Source organism: Psychrobacter sp. GW64-MNA-CIBAN-0177, from assembly GCF_040309585.1.
GTDB classification, from domain to species: domain Bacteria; phylum Pseudomonadota; class Gammaproteobacteria; order Pseudomonadales; family Moraxellaceae; genus Psychrobacter; species Psychrobacter okhotskensis.
The window spans coordinates 25,000-41,739 of the sequence record NZ_JBEOOY010000019.1; the positions used below are offsets into that span (position 1 = coordinate 25,000).

Genomic DNA, 16,740 nt, shown 5'->3' on the forward strand with positions numbered 1-16,740 from the left:
TTATAAAGGTCATTAATTTATAACTCTAGGTCAGCCGTTCGCATTTTAAACAGCCATACGTTATAATACGTGTGGCTTTTTTATAACATAAATTTACCATAATAGCACTGATAGTCATATATTGAAGGCTTAGAGTAATATATGATGGTAAACAGTAGGTTTAATGGTTTTAAATGATTGATTTTATAAGTGAGTAGCATTTGTGAAAAATTAGCAGATAAGGGCTATAGACAAGATTTCGACGAAGCAATACTTGTTGTCCTCTAATCACTATTTTATGAATATTATTCTTAAAACAGTATCAATCATATAAAACTAACAGAAAATACTGACTAAAAGTCGAAAGCCATTATGTCCTACTTAATGGCTTTTTTTGTCTTTCGATATTGTTTGCAAACATCATCTTGTGAGACTTAATCTTATATAGTTAAAAATAATTACAGCCAACAACGTTGGTTAAGGACAGTTTATATGAATGGGATTTCTAGTGGCGTGCTGATATCGTTGGGCGCCTACTTCTTAGTGATGATTGGGATTGGCGTTTACGCTTATTTTAAGCAAGCCAATGATACCGAAGGCTATATGTTAGGAGGACGTAATTTAGGTCCCGCAGTCACTGCATTATCAGCAGGGGCGTCGGACATGTCAGGTTGGTTGCTCCTTGGCCTACCAGGCTATATGTATGCCGATGGCGTCGTAAGTATGTGGATCGCACTTGGTTTGACACTCGGTGCCTTACTGAACTATATCATTGTGGCACCGCGCCTTCGCGTTTATACCGAAGTCGCTGACAACGCCATTACCTTACCGGACTATTTCGCCAACCGCTTTGAAGATAAGTCGCACATGTTGCGGGTCATATCAGCAATCGTTATCATCTTATTTTTTACCGTTTATACCGCCGCAAGTCTAGTAGGTGGTGGTAAACTCTTCGAAAGCTCGCTCAACTTATCATATAGTACGGGTCTTTGGGTGACCGCTGGCGTCGTCGTTGCCTATACCTTATTTGGTGGTTTCTTAGCGGTATCGATGACTGACTTTGTACAAGGTGTCATCATGTTATTTGCAATGGTGATCGTACCTGTCGTAGCCTTCACCGATCTTGGCGGTATATCAGCAACGACTGAAGCCGTTAGAAACATTGATCCAAGTTTATTAAATGTCACTAGTGGCATGACTATCTTTGGTATTATCTCATTACTGGCGTGGGGCTTAGGTTATTTCGGTCAGCCGCATATCATTGTTCGTTTTATGGCGATACGTTCGGTCAAAGACGTCCCAACGGCACGTAACATCGGTATGAGCTGGATGGTTATCAGCTTAATTGGTTCTTTAATGACGGGTTTTGCTGGTCGTGCTTATGTACAAAAAACCGCAATGACCTTGGATGATCCTGAGACTATTTTCTTAGTCTTTACACAGTTTTTATTTACACCGTTGGTTTCAGGGTTCTTATTAGCCGCTATTTTAGCCGCGATCATGAGTACCATCTCCTCGCAACTATTGGTGGTATCAAGCTCGCTGACTAAAGATGTCTATAAGCTATTCTTTGATAGAGATGCGCCAGAAGCTCGCCAAGTATTGGTTGGTCGTATCTCGGTTGTAGCCGTAGCTATCGTATCTATCTTGCTCGCCTCTGACCCCGACAGCTCAGTATTGAACTTAGTTTCTAACGCTTGGGCAGGATTTGGTGCAGCATTCGGACCGCTGGTGATTATCAGCTTAATGTGGCGCGGCATGAACCGTAACGGTGCTGTTGCAGGCATGGTTCTTGGAGCCTTAACGGTTATCTTATGGATCTATGGTGGCTTTACTACTGCAGACGGTACGCCGCTTAATAGTTGGTTATATGCTATTGTTCCAGGCTTTATATTGAGTACTATCGCCATCTTCGTAGTCAGCATCATGACAGGCGGTCCAAAACCTTCAGTAACTGCGAAGTTTGAAGAGATGGAGCTTAACCTAAATAAGTAAGTTAGCTACTAGCTTGTCTACCTATTTTACTATCATCATAACCCTCGCTATTAACATAGTAGCGAGGGTTTTCATTGTCTGTTCTAGATAAATAATACCTTTCTCCAACAATTAAAGTAGCGTGGAGAACGAATGCCAGCACGTCAACTTATAGGCATAGTAAGTTTGACAAAGCTTATCTATTTTTAATTTGGTAACATTATTCAAATCCATCTTCTATACCATCAGATAGAGCGTACTTTCAATACGTCTCAATCCATTCAACTACTTCACTCATGAATAAAAGCAGACGGCTTACCAATATTATCTTCTCTGATACCAAAGCTATTTTAAACTGGCAACGTCCATATAGTGAATAATTACCCTTTAGAACTATAAGGCTGATTACTTACGCTGGTTGTAGATTTTTAGCATAGCACTTAGTCTTTGCCTGCCTTATTTTATGCTTGCTGTATCCCTTTAATATATACATAAAAAAAGCGACCCATTATGGATCGCTTCTTACTAATATCTTGAGTTCAGATGAGGGTTACTATAATTAGACTACCCCACCTTTATACTATTGCGCTTGATAAGAGACTTTTACACCAACAATATAGCCATCGTTGTCTTCGAAGTCAGCGACAATTTTTTTACTTGGTAGTTGGCCTTTAGCATCGCCGAACCATAGGTATTTGCCACCGACTGAGAGTGCCCAGTTTTCGGTTACGTTATATTTAGCACCTAGACCTGCACTATAGTAACCTTCGATAGGTCCTAATGACGTCGTTGGATCACCTGCCCCACTATCCCAACCGATATTACCACTAACGGCTAATGCTGGAGATAAACGCTTAGCAAGACCCAGCTCAACCAACCATTGATCATCATCATAGTCAACCAATGCTAAACCATCAGGTCCATATGAATTTTTACTAACGGCATTATATAATGGTGGTGTGATGGCAAAATCGCTCCATGGTACCCAACGTACTCTGGCTGTCGCTAGTGTGGTTGGGTTAATACCGGTTTGAAAGTCAAAGTTGACCGACTTTGGCGTGGTGATGTCAATAGTACCACTTTGAGTTGCTGCGGCTGGGTCACCTGCTAACACACCTGCTAGTGGATAAGTTTCAGATATTTGCATGCTATGGTCAATCTCAGAACGATAAGTCAATGCTGCCTTTAATGCAATTTCAGGCTTGCTATAGGCAATACCGGCCAGCCAACCATAATCTTGGTCAGGGCTAATACGTGAGGTATAACCAGTAGCGGGTCCATACGCAAGACCACGTAGCTTCACATCAGATTCAACGCGCTGAGCAACAGGACCGCCATAGATTTGGAAGTTTTTATTTTCACCAAGTTTCATACCGAGAATGGCAGTAATGCTCTCACTACGGACTTCAACTTTAGTGCCTTCACCAGCAGTAGCTTCTTCTGCGTCTGCTATTGCTTTTGCGGTAAGAAGCCCAGTCAACCCTTCTCGTGCTGCTGCTAACTGTTCAGGAGACAAATTACCAGGATTTCCTGGAGTAAGTGCACCTTGTAACTGAGGTATTACAACATTATCAACCACTGCTTCAGTATACGCTGGGTTACCTGTAACGTCTTTAATAACTGCATCACGGTCACCGTTTGCCACAAAGTTATTATCACCTTCATAGGCAGCAGCAGCACCGAAAGGCTCATCATATAATATACCAACACTAAAGGTATCATTGATGTCCGCTTTTACGCCATAACGGAAAAAGTCATAAGACTCGGCAATGTCACCGGTAGCGTTACCTTTGGTATAGGCATCATTGTCTGTACCGATATAAGCATTATCGTTACCAGTGACGTCCGCATCAATATAAGTATAGACAGCCTCAGCGTACAAACCATCTTGAAAAAAAGCAGTGATATCTTGACCTGAACGATCAAGACCTGCAGCGTTAGTCATACTGGCTACAGAAAGAGTAGCTATCGCTACAGCAAGAGTTTTTAAATGAAAAGTAGCGCGCATTGTATATCTCCAAACATCCTCGTTGTTTAATCGTTGTAATAATCAACATTTAGCATTGTTACGCAAAATATATGATTATGTAAACGATGTCCTAAAATGAATAGTAATGACTTTCTGACATTAAAACAACGATTAAAACGCTTTATTTCTTGTTAATGACTGAGCGGTACAAAAAATTAAATTAATTTAATAAACAATAGTTTGCTAAATATACAATCATTAATTCCTAATTAACACTATTGGCGAACTTAAATGGAAAAACATAGGTTTTTATTCTTAAATTAAAAGATATTGATTATTGTATTTTTCTTTATTACAAACATAAAAAAACGACCCATTCAAGGTCGTTTTTTATCTATAAAATATAATTTATATAAATATTAGAAATTTATAGTTTACTTAGCTTGATAAGATAATTTCACGCCAAGTGCAAAACCGTCGTTGTCTTCAAACTTGCTGACAACTTGCTTAGTTGGGATTTGGCCTTCAGCATCACCGAACCACAGATATTTACCACCAGCAGACACTGCCCAGTTTTCAGTGATGTCATATTTACCACCTAGACCGACACTGTAATAGCCTTCAATTGGGCCAAGTGAAGTGACAGGATTACCTGCACCACTATCCCAACCAACCGTACCGCTAATTGCAAACTGTGGGGCTAGACGCTTAGCAAGACCTAACTCAACCTGCCACTGGTCTTCATCATAACTAACTAATGCCAAACCTTTATCGTCTTGTGTAGAAACTTTACTCACATCGTTGTATAACGAGGGTACGATAGCAAAGTCACTCCAAGGTACCCAGCGCACTTTAGCCGTTGCTAGTGTCGTTGGATTAATACCCGTTTGAAAATCAAAGTTGACTGATTCAGGTGTGGTAATTTCAATACTTTCGCTTCTAGTTGTTGAAAGACCCAATGCAGTTACAACAGGAGCTGGGATAAGACCAGAACCGACAACAGGATAAATTTCTGCTGATTGTGCATTATGTTCGATTTCTGAACGGTAGGTTAAGGCGGCTTTCAATGCAATTTCAGGCTTGCTGTAAGCAAAACCTGCAAGATAACCATAGTCCTGATCGGCACTAATGTGAGTGGTATAACCGTTAGCAGCACTATAAGCAGTACCACGTAATTTTACGTCAGCTTTTACACGTTGGGCTACTGGACCACCATAGACTTGAAAGCTTTTATTTTCGCCAAATTTTGCACCAAGAATACCAGTAATGCTTTCTGTACGCACTTCTACATTGGTACCTTCACCATTTGCATCTATAAAATTGTTGTCGCCGCTATAATCAGCAGCAGCACCGAAAGGCTCGTCGTATAAGATACCAACACTGAATGTATCATTGATATCTGCTTTTACGCCATAACGAAAAAAGTCATAATCTTCTGCGATGTCATCAATTTTATTGCCTGATGAATCCTTGCCACTCACATCGGCATCGATATAAGTATAAACGGTTTCGGCATAGGTTCCATCTTGTAAGAATGCGGTGATATCCTGACCTGAACGATCAAGACCAGCAGCACTAGCGACGCTAGCAACAGAAAGAGCAGCAACAGCTACCGTAAGGGTTTTTAGGTGAAAAGTGGCCCGCATTGTGTATCTCCAAACATCCGCATTGTTTTACCGCCATACCGAGGGATTGATAAGTAGGCAGCAGCTAAGGGGAAGGATACTAATGGCTTTTTCACCTTAAGACAACTGTAAAAATACATTATTACCGAATTATGACTAGACAGTCATCGACTAGTAACTGTATCTAAAAATGTGGATATAATTTTAGCTTGAAATATACAGATATAATTAGTGGCCTTTAAAGGCTCATAGGTATTTAATAATGAGGTGGTCTATCAGCCATCACATCAAACGGCGCAATCCCCCCTTCAGTATCTTGGCTTTCAACTTGTTTATATATAAGCTGCAGCTGACGTTGCAGGGTCTGGATATGCTTATCTTGCCGAGCGACTACTTCATCGAGCCGCTCTACCGTCAGCTCCAAATGAGACATATTCATCTGTAATTCGATCACTTGAGCATGTAGCTCGCTTTGGTCGGCAGATGTATCGCCTTGAGAGTCGAGTAACGGTTTCGTTGGTGGTACAGATTGATCCATATTTTTCTCTAAGTGATTGTATTTATGTGAGGTGTTTGAAGGAATATATATTAGTGATTGATGACCGTTAAATAGTAGCCGTTAAATAGCGATAACATTGACAGCCTATTTGCTATTGATAGAAGCGAAAAATAGTGCTGATAAAGCATTTACTCGCACTACAGTCAGGTGGTGGCATGTTATACTGCTGCCAATTTTGCAACAACCCCTACCTCACTATTATATAAGCTTAAGATATTTTATGGCACTGATACATCTAAAAGATATTCACCTCGCATTTGGCGTCGCTCCCGTCCTCGATGGTATTGATTTTGCAATCGATGCTGGCGAGCGCGTGTGTTTGATTGGTCGCAATGGCGAAGGCAAATCCACGCTGTTTAAGTTAATCAATGGCTCGTTGCAGCCTGACAGCGGTGAGATTATTACCAACAGTAGTATGCGTGTCGCTATGCTAGAACAAGACGTCCCCGAAACCAGTGGCCGTATATTAGATATCGTCATGGGTGGTAGCCGTCGCACCGCGGATCTGCTGATTGACTATAATAAGCAGGTCGATATGTGTGCCGATGGCGATATGGATGCTTGTGAGCATATGGCGAACTTGCAGCATGATATCGATGCAGTACATGGCTGGGATCTAGAGCGTGATGCCACGCGACTGATTACGACCATGGGACTTGATCCAGAAGATGATTTATCGTCGCTATCTGGTGGTCGTAAGCGCCGTGTGCTACTCGCGCGCTCACTGGTTACCAAGCCTGATGTCTTGCTACTAGATGAGCCGACCAACCATTTGGACGTCGAAAGTATCGAATGGCTAGAGCGCTTCTTGTTAGATTGGCAAGGATTGACCTTGTTATTCGTGACCCATGATAGAGCATTCGTCAATAAGCTCGCGACGCGTATTGTTGAGCTTGACCGTGGTCAGCTGACAAGCTATGACGTCACTCAAGGTGCTAAAGGTTATGCACGCTATCAAGAACTAAAAGAGCTACAGTTACTCGCTGAAGAAAAAAACAATGCCAACTTTGATAAAAAACTGGCCCAAGAAGAAGTTTGGATTCGCCAAGGCATCAAAGCTCGTCGCACCCGTAACGAAGGCCGTGTACGTGAGCTAAAAGCACTGCGTGAAGAGCGTAGCGGTCGCCGTGAGCAAGTCGGTAACGTTAACATCACTATGGGTGAAGGCGAAAAAAGTGGCAAGCTGGTTTGTAAGGTTAAAAACTTGCATCTGGAATATGATGGCAACGTACTGGTTGATAACTTTAGTACCATGATTATGCGTGGTGACAAGATTGGTATCGTTGGTCCCAACGGTGCTGGTAAAACCACGTTGATTAAAGCCCTACTCGATATGTCTGACGATGAAGTGACCAAAACAGGTAGCGTTGAGCTAGGCACTAACCTAAAAATCGCCTTCTTCGATCAGCTACGTGATCAGTTAGATCTAGAAGCCAGTGTCGCGCAAAACGTCTCTGAAGGTTCTGACTTCGTCGAAGTGGGTGGCCGCAAAACTCACATCATGAGCTACTTACAAGACTTCTTGTTTGCCCCAGAGCGTGCACGTACGCCAGTCAAAGCATTGTCGGGTGGTGAGCGTAACCGCGTCCTACTTGCCAAGCAGTTGCTAAAGCCTGCCAATATTTTGGTACTTGATGAGCCAACCAACGACTTGGATATGGCCACCCTTGAGCTCTTAGAAGAATCGGTCAGCAGCTTTAACGGTACTATCTTGCTGATTAGCCATGACCGCTCGTTCATGGACAATGTCGTCACCTCTACCTGGGTGTTCGATACTGATGAAGAAGGCAAAGGCATCGTCAAAGAGTACGTCGGTGGTTATCAAGAGTATCTGGTACAAAAAAACCGTGAAGAAGCCACACGTGCTGCTAGGTCGCCAAATAACAGTGCCACGAACAATAAACCTGCTAATAAGCCTACTCAAGCTGCCAAACCCAATACAGCTGCTAAAAAGCTCAACTATAATGAACAACGTGAGTTGGACAATTTGCCAAAAGAGATTGCGGCGCTTGAAGCTGAACAAAATGCGCTACAAGAAAAATTGGCTGATGGCTCGTGGTTTACTAAAGACTTCGATGCGGCAACAGCGGCTAGTGAGCGTTTACTGGTGATTGAAGATGAGATGATGAGTAAGCTTGAGCGTTGGAGCACACTTGAAGGCTAATGTGAATCGCTAAAGCCTACCTTTAATAGATGCTTTAATAAACACACGCAATGGATAGAGAGATTAAATTTTCATTGTGACGTTGGTCTTTAAGGGAACAAAAATTATCATCATGCTATTACATGCTATTAATAGTGTGGTGATAATTGCTTTACGACTACTTACATAGAGATTAGGGACTGAAAGTTAGTGAACATTACCTCAATTTCAAGTATCATTCGCTATTGTTGAATACCCTTATTAATTATAAGGTCATCACACTGACTCACCTTGCTGGTATAAAAACGGTAATGACACGTCGATATTCACGCCATCTGGCACGAATCATCCGCTTCAACCGCATAGTATGCCCTATCAAGGTTGCTTTATTTTTAACGCAATAATTTATTTTATGACCAAAATAGCTTAGAATAGCAACAATTAGCAAAATTAGGCACAGCTAAAGTGGCTTGATATTGTATCTATATTTTTAAGCCAATATTCTCTAAGCCACAAACCCAGTGTGGGATAATCCCATTTCATTCACCTGGAGGAAGTATTAATGAGCCATGCCGAAGGCGTTAATGTACAACGCCGTAGAGTTCTTATTGCCTCGACTGCCGCGATTGGTGCAGCTGGGGTAGCTGCAGTGGCGACACCTTTTGTCCGTTCTTGGACGCCAAGCGCAAAAGCTGAAGCTGCAGGGGCGGCTGTTACCCAAGATATCGGTTCTATCGAAGATGGACAAATGATTGTCATCAAATATCGTGGTAAACCTATTTATGTGGTTAAGCGCACCGAAGAGATGATCGCAGGATTAGAGTCAGTCAAGCCAATGCTGTCTGACCCTGACTCTAGTGCATCATTACAACCTGAATACTGTGCGAATCCTACGCGCTCTTTAGAACCAGCTGTGTTGGTTGTTGAAGGCGTGTGTACGCATTTGGGCTGTGCGCCGAACTATCGCCCTGATGTTGGTGCTGCTGATTTAGGCGGTAATGACTGGTATGGCGGATTTTTCTGCCCCTGCCACGGATCTAAGTATGATTTAGCAGGTCGCGTCTTTAGTGGCGTTCCAGCACCGCTTAACTTACCTATCCCAGAATATAACATGGATGGTACCATCTTGACGGTTGGGGAGGCTTAATATGAGTATGGGTAAAAAAATCATGCACTGGGTGGACGCGCGCTTTCCTGCGACCGAAACCTATGAATACCACATGTCCAAGTACTACGCACCAAAAAACTTCAACTTTTGGTACTTCTTCGGCGTGTTATCTATGGTCGTACTGGTCAACCAATTGGTGACGGGTATCTGGCTAACCATGATGTACAACCCAAGTGCCGAAGGGGCATTTGCGTCGGTTGAATACATCATGCGTGATGTCAAAGGCGGTTGGCTCATTCGCTATATGCACTCGACGGGGGCCTCTGCGTTCTTCGTTGTCGTATATTTGCATATGTTCCGCGCATTGCTATACGGTTCATACCAAAAACCTCGTGAGCTTATTTGGCTCATCGGTATGGGTATCTACCTAGCACTTATGGCAGAAGGTTTCTTCGGTTACCTACTACCTTGGGGCAACATGTCATTCTGGGGTGCTCAGGTTATCTTGAACTTACCTGCAGCGCTACCTGTTATTGGTGATGGCCTTGCTGAATGGGTACGTGGTGACTATATCATCTCTGGTATTACCCTAAACCGTTTCTTTGCCTTACACGTTGTTGCTATTCCATTAGTACTCGTGGGCCTAGTATTTATGCATATTGTGGCGTTGCACCATGTGGGTTCGAACAACCCTGATGGTATCGACATCAAAAAGCTAAAAGACAAAAATGGCGTGCCATTAGACGGTATCGAATTCCATCCGTACTACACTGTGCATGACATGGTTGGTATTGTTGTGTTCTTTATCTGCTTCTTTGCAGTGGTATTCTTCTTCCCAGAAGGCGGCGGTTTCTTCCTTGAACCACCAAACTTTGAGACAGCGAACTCACTGAAAACACCAGCACATATTGCACCAGTATGGTACTACACGCCGTTCTACGCTATTTTACGTGCGGTTCCTGACAAGCTTGGTGGCGTGATTGCGATGGGTGGTGCGATTGCCGTACTGTTCTTGATCCCATGGCTTGATAGGTCTCCTGTGCGCTCTATACGTTACAAAGGTATATTATCTAAGATTGCGCTGACCGTCTTTGCTATTAGCTTTGTTGTATTGGGTTACTTGGGTGCGACGCCTGCTACCCCAACGGCAACCATCATGGCTCGTGTATTCACGATTCTATATTTCTTGTTCTTCTTACTGATGCCGTTCTACACTGCGATTGAGAAGTGTAAACAGCCACCAGAACGCGTTACCGGAGGTCACTAATGAACACGCTAATTAAATCCCTAGCTGGTCTAGGCTTAGGCGCGGCATTGACGTTGACTGCTGGTACGGCAATGGCTTCAGGCAGTGGCTGCGGTACATTCACCAATGCAGATGGCGTTGATGAACACCTGGCTTGTAGTACAGCTCCTATTGATTTTACCAATAAGGGCTCACTACAAAACGGCGCGAAGATCTTTATGAACTACTGTGCTGGGTGTCACTCAGCCAAGTACGTTCGTCATTCGCGCATTGCTAAAGATTTAGAGATTCCACCTGAGTTGGTTGAAAAGTATTTGATGGTGACAACCGATCAAATCGGTGATCATATCACTGCTGAGATTGACCCTGAGATTCAAGCTTCATGGTTTGGTGCCGCACCACCAGACTTGTCTCTAGAGACTAGACTGCGTGGTGATGATTGGGTTTACACTTACCTATTGTCGTTTTATGAAGATCCAAGTCGTCCTTGGGGTGCTAATAACCTAGTACTCGCAAACGCTGCTATGCCTCACGTCTTGCATAATATGCAAGAGACATTGAGTCAAGAAGAGTTTGAGTCTGAGGTTGGCGATTTGGTTAACTTTATGGCGTGGATGGGCGAACCTGCTCGTCACGACCGTCAAGTGATTGGTTTCTTCGTCATTATCTTCTTATTGGTCCTACTCATCCCAGTTTACTTGCTCAATAAAGAGTTCTGGAAAGACGTAAAATAAATAGAAGTTGATGGTATAAAAATTGAGCATGATATAAAGCACTACTTCGGTAGTGCTTTTTTATGCACTACTGTTTTACTATCCTAATAAAACCTCAAGAAAGCAGACAAATAAGGCGCTCAACAGCAACATTTACGCGAGTTGCCTTGATAAACACAGCGACTTTGTTTACGATGACAGCCTTCACTATTAACATTAGGCTTTCATGATTGATGCGAATGACATTCCAAGTAGTCAGCTGATTTTATATGCTGATGACGGCTACGACAGTCATGTGGTGCGCCTATTGCTTGAAGAAAAGAAGCTCGCTTATTATTTATCACGTTTGCATTCTGAGCGTCCTGAAGATCTGACCGAGCTCAACCCTTATCATACCTTGCCTGTCCTGCAGCAGCGTGAGATTGCACTCTATGAGATTAACGTTATTTTTGAATACCTTGAAGAACGTTATCATGCCAACAAACTGCTACCTGACACCCCGCAAGAGCGAGCACAGTTTCGACAGCTGGCCTGGCGTATTCAGCGCGATTGGCTGGTCCTCGGTAAGCGACTGCTTACGCATCCAGACAGCTTTAACAAAGCACAAGCCGCATTGGCAAAAAAACAATTGGCTGATTCATTGATTACCTTATCCCCACTGTTTGCTCATAAGCCGTACTTTATGGCGGATGAGTTTGGCTGGTGTGATGTGCTGCTCGCTCCTTTATTATGGCGGCTTGAGGAGATGGATATCGAACTGCCGCGCGCCATTAGCCGTCCATTGTTCGAATACCAAACGAGAGTGTTTGAGCGTAGTAGCTTCCAAAAAAGCGTGCGTTAATTAGACAAGTCTAAAAAACTGTCCTAAAATTAGTACCAGTGAAACAGACATTCAGTAGCATTTATCCTCTGATAAATTGCTGAAATAACTATTTTTTAATTATAAAAAATCATTAGTATAGGAAATCATCAGATGAGCGAAACCACCTCTATTACGCCAACCCGTCCCTACATGGTACGCGCGCTATACCAATGGATAGAAGACAATGCTCTGACGCCCTATCTGATGGTCGATGCGACAGCTGAAAATGTGCAAATCCCAACCGAACACGTGCAAGACGGTCGTATCGTCTTAAATATCGCCAGCCGCGCCACTGGTAATATGAGTATGGAAAATGACTATATACATTTCAGTGCGCGTTTTGGCGGCGTGTCACAAGAGATCTGGGTACCACTGACAGCGGTGCTCGGTATCTATGCCAAAGAGAACTCGCAAGGGATGTTTTTTGATCCGAATGAATATGACAACTATCAGCCTGAAGAAGATTCGACTGCTGCTGCTAAGAAAAGTCCAACAGCCGCACCCAAGCCAAAGCGTGATAATAAAGCGGGCTTAAAAGTCTTAAAATAAAGATGCAGTGAATAAACCGTAACGCATAAAAAAGCTGGTCGTATTGAATACGTCCAGCTTTTTTATTGTCAGTCTAAAAGATTAATAGCTTTCAAACGATTAGCTCTTGGCAATTAGCTCTTGGCAATTAGCTCTTGGCGATTATGTTCTTGGCAGTGTCACACCGCGTTGACCTTGGTATTTACCACCGCGATCTTTATAGCTGGTCTCACAAACATCATCGGCATCGCTTTGAAAAAATAACATCTGTGCCACGCCTTCACCCGCATAAATACGCGCTGGCAAATTGGTAGTATTACTAAACTCTAAAGTCACGTGCCCTTCCCACTCAGGCTCAAGCGGCGTCACATTCACAATGATACCGCAGCGCGCATACGTTGATTTACCAAGGCAAATGGTCAATACATCGCGCGGAATACGAAAATACTCCATGGTGCGTGCTAGCGCAAACGAGTTCGGTGGAATAATACACTCGTCACCAATGACATCAATAAAGCTTTTTTCATCAAAGTTTTTTGGATCTACAATCACTGAATGAACATTGGTAAAAACTTTAAATTCAGGCGCGCAGCGTACATCATAACCATAGCTTGAGGTGCCGTAGCTAACCAAACGTTCGCCTGCATCATTAAAACGTACTTGACCCGCTTCAAACGGCTCAATCATGCCGTGTTCTTCAGCCATTTTACGAATCCAGCGGTCAGACTTGATAGACATTGTTGTTCCTTAGCAGCTATAAAATAAAATTTATGATATGAATCGTATTTTGATAGCGACGATTATACGGAATTGAAGGCTCAATTTATAGAGCAATGGCGACTTTAAAATGAATACGTTCCATAACCTAATGATCCTCACCTTATATTTTACAATCTACCATTTAGCAAAATGGTCTTCCGCTAACCCCATTACCTTATCAATCTTAATCACCTCATCTTTGATGCGAATCTCACCGCTATAAAAGCCTAGCCATTGCTCGAAGATACTGGCAAGCATACCAAAGTTATCGGTTTTCTTATAGACGCTAATCGGTGTAAAGGTTAAATCAATATCTACATTACTCCAACCGAGGTTTTGATGATAAATACGCCAAGGCTGTCGCGTATTATCTATGGTTTTAGCATTATCATCTTGCTCATTAGCTGGCAAATTTAAACCATCACGGACAAACATCACAGACGGTAAATAATAAATATGCCCATCCAGCCAGCACGCATTTTCGCTAACCCCTGTTTCATTGACGCCCATTGCTAGATTTAGGGCAAAATGACGACGGTCTGGCAAATAGCTATTAATACAGCTCCAAAACCAATTGGTCTCGTGGCGCATATAGCCAAGTGTCCAATCTAGATTGGCTATAGTGGTGTCAGTAAAGTCTATTTGCTGAGCCTGAGTGTCGGAAGCACCAACAGCATCAGCATCAGCATTAAATTTTGAATTGCCCTTAACGAGTATATGTCCAGATACAGCGGTTAATGGCTCTTTTTGGGTAAACGTCCAGCCGCGTCTGCCCGTTGGTGTACAGATAGCAAGTGGCTGTGATTGCCGTGCTAATGTTGCATGGAGTGCAAGGTATTGGCTGTCCAGCACTACTTTAACTTGTGCAGGCATAAAATCTAAAGTAACGGTCAGTTTGGCATGGGTAAATACCATTTGCCCTTGATAGCAATCACCTTGTAGTTGCGTATGGCGAGTCAAAGGTTGCAAGGCTTCACATACCTCCAGCTCACCAGTCTCATCGTTATAAAGGTATACAAAGGCACTGGTCGCCAGCTTAATGGTCGCTACTGCTAAACAGACTCGATACGGCGGCTGAATAATTTGAATAAAGCAGAATTGATTGGCTTTTAGTTCTTTGCGCCAATTGGATAAGGACTTTTGCGAAATAAGATAACTGTGATAATCCAGATAATTGATGCTTTTGACTTGAGCAAAGATGCCAAAAATAGGCTGACCGTTTTGGATCAATTGATCAAGTATCATTGGTTTTGAGCTGGCTGATGAGTCTTGTTGGTTTTGGTCGTTGCGACTTTGATTCATGATTGAGGCATCCTAGCCATGGTTCATTGAGAGACTACCTGTCCTTGGTAGCTGACGGTGGTACCTATAATCCTTCTTTTTGCCTGTCCTGATGCTGCCCAAACTGTTTCTCTAATGGCTTTAATCTCTATGAATGTCAATCCATCTGCCAGCTCCTCAGTCACATTTTCTATGGCAAAAGCACTGATGCCAAATGGATGTTTGGGAAATTTAAGCAGTAGATCAGTCATCGCTTGTACCGCTTTAAAAAAATCAGCAATCACCAGTCGGCGATTGCTAAAATCCGCATGGACTTCATAGCGTTTGCTACTGCCATCTTTATAGTAGCAAACGGCACTCGCTTGATTGTTCGAGAGCTCAATCACGTATATCGGCGGGCGGAATAATTTTAAGAGCCTGTATTGCTTTGGAGTATCATCTAAATGACGTTGATAAATCAATAAGCTCATACTATTCCCCGTTTAAAATTCAAGCCTTTCAAACTTTATATGCTTAGGCTATTTTGCTATTAATAAAAGCCATTAGCACTATTAAGAGCCATTAGAAAACCATTAAAAAATACGCTTATCATCGACAGGCTTTGCAAACTTACTAATATTGGCTTCGATATTTTTAGCAATGTTTAGATAGTACGGCGCAAACTCATCATCTGCCAAAACACTTGGTTCACCTTTATCTACTTGTGCACGAATACCACTGGCAAGCGGCAGTTGTCCCAATAGCGGCACATGGTATTGCTCAGCGATTTTTTCACCGCCACCTGTACCAAAGATGGCTTCGGTATGATTACAATTACTACAGGTATGCAGCGCCATGTTTTCAACCACACCAAGTACCGGAATATTAGTCTTGTTAAACATCTCAATGCCTTTTTGCGCATCAAGTAAGGCGATATGCTGCGGCGTCGTGACAATCACCGCACCAGTCACGGGGATACGCTGGGCTAGCGTGAGCTGAATATCACCGGTACCCGGTGGCATATCAATGACCAAGTAATCTAACTGCGGCCAATTGGTTTGATTATAGAGCTGCATCAACGCCCCAGTAGCCTTTGGTCCACGCCACGCGACAGGCGTATTGTCACCATCGAGTAAGCTACCAATCGATAACATCGCCATGCCATGCGCATTGATAGGAATAAACTGCTCATTTTCTAGCTCAGGTCTGACATTATCTACGCCCAGCATGGTTGGCATACTAGGACCATAAATATCAGCATCGAGCACGCCAACACGGTTGCCTAGCTTTTGTAATGCCAAAGCGATATTCACGGTAGTCGTTGATTTACCAACACCACCTTTACCCGACGCCACCACGATAATATGGCGAATACGCGGATGCGCTGTCAATGATGCTTGTGTCGGCGCGGCTTTGGTAATCGGCGGTTCGGCAGCAGTATCAGTTTTAGTGCCACTATCAGGCTTTGATGCTGACTGATTCTGGGCGTCCATTGCATTGGTGGTCTTGGGCATGGCCTTCGGTAAGCTTGACCCTGTCCCTTTCGCTGGTGCTGGCAGACGGACGTTCATATGGATCGCTTTGATACCGTGCGGATAGAGCAGCTTTCCAAGCTCTTGTTGAATGGCTTCAGGATTACTATTTACAGGTAGACGCAAATCTAAAGTGAGCTGATCGCCGTCGCGCTCAAGACCCGTGACCATAGTGGCAATGCTGATAGTGCCTACTTCATAGCCGAGCAGTACCTTGTCCACGGCACTATCGCGTTCTGCTTTTTGCTGCGGGGTTTCATTGTGAGTGGTTTTTTTCTTCATAAAGTTAAACATAGCTACCGTTACTGCCTATACAAGTGGGTGGGTATGGTCAAACAACTCAGTGAATACTGTAGCGCATAGGATAAATATTATAGCCCATAAGCTTTTTGGCCAAACCTTTTATCGTGACAGTGTAGCTGAATTACAAGTATAAAAAAACCACAACGCCAGTAAGACCGAGCTTGGTATCAGGTGTTACTA

At 43.1% G+C, this 16,740-nt stretch carries 14 protein-coding genes; 7 read left to right on the forward strand and 7 right to left on the reverse strand.

Going from position 1 to position 16,740, the window contains the following annotated elements; all coding sequences use genetic code 11:
- Positions 1-471: 471 nt before the first annotated feature.
- Positions 472-1,974, forward strand: coding sequence for a sodium/proline symporter PutP (gene putP / locus AAEY79_RS11190; protein WP_352288382.1), 1,503 nt, complete (start codon positions 472-474; stop codon positions 1,972-1,974).
- A gap of 559 nt (positions 1,975-2,533) precedes the next feature.
- Here putP and AAEY79_RS11195 read toward each other — a convergent pair.
- From AAEY79_RS11195 to AAEY79_RS11205, 3 genes are all read right to left on the reverse strand, one after another.
- Positions 2,534-3,961: an outer membrane protein transport protein gene (locus AAEY79_RS11195; protein WP_352288384.1), complete on the reverse strand. Its 1,428-nt coding sequence runs from the start codon at positions 3,959-3,961 to the stop codon at positions 2,534-2,536.
- 395 nt (positions 3,962-4,356) lie between these two features.
- Positions 4,357-5,568, reverse strand: coding sequence for an OmpP1/FadL family transporter (locus AAEY79_RS11200; protein ID WP_201616206.1), 1,212 nt, complete (start codon positions 5,566-5,568; stop codon positions 4,357-4,359).
- 235 nt (positions 5,569-5,803) lie between these two features.
- Positions 5,804-6,085: a SlyX family protein gene (locus AAEY79_RS11205; RefSeq protein WP_025651397.1), complete on the reverse strand. Its 282-nt coding sequence runs from the start codon at positions 6,083-6,085 to the stop codon at positions 5,804-5,806.
- 241 nt (positions 6,086-6,326) lie between these two features.
- Between AAEY79_RS11205 and AAEY79_RS11210 the strand changes: the two genes are divergently transcribed.
- The 6 genes from AAEY79_RS11210 to AAEY79_RS11235 all read left to right on the forward strand — a co-directional run bounded on the left by AAEY79_RS11210 (position 6,327) and on the right by AAEY79_RS11235 (position 12,727).
- Positions 6,327-8,270: an ATP-binding cassette domain-containing protein gene (locus tag AAEY79_RS11210; protein WP_025651398.1), complete on the forward strand. Its 1,944-nt coding sequence runs from the start codon at positions 6,327-6,329 to the stop codon at positions 8,268-8,270.
- A gap of 541 nt (positions 8,271-8,811) precedes the next feature.
- Positions 8,812-9,396: a ubiquinol-cytochrome c reductase iron-sulfur subunit gene (petA, locus tag AAEY79_RS11215; protein ID WP_025651399.1), complete on the forward strand. Its 585-nt coding sequence runs from the start codon at positions 8,812-8,814 to the stop codon at positions 9,394-9,396.
- Positions 9,397-9,403: 7 nt separating this feature from the next.
- Positions 9,404-10,624 (forward strand): cytochrome b N-terminal domain-containing protein, encoded by a 1,221-nt coding sequence (locus AAEY79_RS11220; protein ID WP_025651400.1) that lies wholly within the window; start codon positions 9,404-9,406, stop codon positions 10,622-10,624.
- Positions 10,624-11,337: a cytochrome c1 gene (locus AAEY79_RS11225; protein ID WP_352288387.1), complete on the forward strand. Its 714-nt coding sequence runs from the start codon at positions 10,624-10,626 to the stop codon at positions 11,335-11,337. The genes AAEY79_RS11220 and AAEY79_RS11225 overlap by 1 nt, the downstream gene beginning before the upstream one ends.
- Positions 11,338-11,542: 205 nt before the next feature.
- Positions 11,543-12,157: a glutathione S-transferase N-terminal domain-containing protein gene (locus AAEY79_RS11230; protein WP_352288390.1), complete on the forward strand. Its 615-nt coding sequence runs from the start codon at positions 11,543-11,545 to the stop codon at positions 12,155-12,157.
- Positions 12,158-12,289: 132 nt separating this feature from the next.
- Positions 12,290-12,727 (forward strand): ClpXP protease specificity-enhancing factor, encoded by a 438-nt coding sequence (locus tag AAEY79_RS11235; RefSeq protein WP_025651403.1) that lies wholly within the window; start codon positions 12,290-12,292, stop codon positions 12,725-12,727.
- A gap of 141 nt (positions 12,728-12,868) precedes the next feature.
- On the opposite strand, the gene dcd is transcribed toward AAEY79_RS11235, so the two are convergent.
- The 4 genes from dcd to apbC form a co-directional block, all read right to left on the reverse strand.
- A complete protein-coding gene (gene dcd, locus AAEY79_RS11240) occupies positions 12,869-13,444 on the reverse strand; it encodes a dCTP deaminase (RefSeq protein WP_011513914.1) in 576 nt (191 codons plus the stop codon).
- 156 nt (positions 13,445-13,600) lie between these two features.
- Positions 13,601-14,767, reverse strand: a complete 1,167-nt coding sequence (locus AAEY79_RS11245) for a DUF2804 domain-containing protein (RefSeq protein ID WP_350588282.1) — start codon at positions 14,765-14,767, stop codon at positions 13,601-13,603.
- 23 nt (positions 14,768-14,790) lie between these two features.
- Entirely contained in the window at positions 14,791-15,216 is a 426-nt protein-coding gene (locus tag AAEY79_RS11250) for a hypothetical protein (RefSeq protein ID WP_025651405.1), read from the reverse strand.
- 102 nt (positions 15,217-15,318) lie between these two features.
- A complete protein-coding gene (gene apbC / locus AAEY79_RS11255) occupies positions 15,319-16,551 on the reverse strand; it encodes an iron-sulfur cluster carrier protein ApbC (RefSeq protein ID WP_025651406.1) in 1,233 nt (410 codons plus the stop codon).
- Positions 16,552-16,740 lie beyond the last annotated feature (189 nt).